General features: G+C 40.5%; 1 pseudogene. It reads right to left on the bottom strand.

Annotation, left to right across the window (positions count from 1 at the left end):
• Positions 1–11: 11 nt before the first annotated feature.
• Positions 12–563 (bottom strand): annotated as a pseudogene (locus tag AAEY62_RS20155) (TolC family protein); the annotation flags it as partial.

The raw sequence follows: 563 nt of genomic DNA, 5'->3' as shown, positions 1-563 counted from the left end.
ATATAATAGGTTTAGTTTAATAGCTTAGTTGCCGCATTTAATTGTCCTACATCGAGTAGCCATTGCACTTCGCTTATTTTGAACTGGGCTTGTAATTCAATGCCCGCGTATAAACCTTCCGCTCTTTGTTGTAATGCCAATAAATAATCCGAGGTATTTAAATCACCTACTTGCCATTGTTTTTGCAATAACTGCGCGCTGTGTTCGCCGCGTCCTTGCATTAACTGTTGCCAACGGCCAAGGTATTTTTTATTAGAGATTAGTGAGGCAGTACTTGCCTGTATCAAATACTTTTGCTTACGCATTACTGAACGAAAATTTGCTTCTGCGGCGATAGCTTGTTGGTTTTGTGCTTTGGCATTAGCTTGGTAATCATTACGAATATTTAACGGCATAGAAAAAGTAACTCCGACAACATTATCGACATCATTTTTTCCGGTACTAATTCCAATGGTAGGATCGGCTTTGGTTTCAAGCATGGCATATTGAGCTTTACTTTTTTGCATTTGCCACAGTGCTTGAGAGGCTAATACTTGCGGGTGCTGCGTTAACCACTGCTCAGC

The sequence above is a fragment of the Pseudoalteromonas sp. GW168-MNA-CIBAN-0100 genome, from assembly GCF_040309225.1.
In the GTDB taxonomy this organism is placed as follows: Bacteria; Pseudomonadota; Gammaproteobacteria; order Enterobacterales; family Alteromonadaceae; genus Pseudoalteromonas; species Pseudoalteromonas arctica.
Note: the sequence above shows the minus strand (reverse complement) of the source record. Positions and strands in the feature narration are given on the sequence as shown.